General features: G+C 57.6%; 1 protein-coding gene. It reads left to right on the top strand.

All coding sequences use genetic code 11. The features are described from left to right. On the top strand, positions 1-262 hold a 262-nt coding region (locus SAY88_RS25205; protein WP_332635172.1), incomplete at both ends, for a hypothetical protein.

Raw genomic sequence — 262 nt, 5'->3', positions numbered from 1 at the left:
ACGCAAATTTGCGTATCTCAACCCGACGCCGCCGAAAAGCTAAACGTGTCAACTAGGGCCGTTCAGAGCGCTGCAGCGGTCCAGCGTACCGGCACGCCAGAACTTCAAGCCAAAGTAGACGCGGGCGAAGTATCAGTCAGCGCCGCTGCAGACGTTGCGACCCTTACGCCCGAAGAGCAGGACGAAGTTGTCGCACGCGGCGAGAAAGAGATCCTTGCGAAGGCGAAAGAGATCCGAGCCAGGAAGGCAAAGAAGAAAAAGG

This window comes from Halalkalibacter flavus, from assembly GCF_036663575.1.
Taxonomy (GTDB): Bacteria; Bacillota; Bacilli; order Bacillales; family Bacillaceae_D; genus Halalkalibacter; species Halalkalibacter flavus.
Note: the sequence above shows the minus strand (reverse complement) of the source record. Positions and strands in the feature narration are given on the sequence as shown.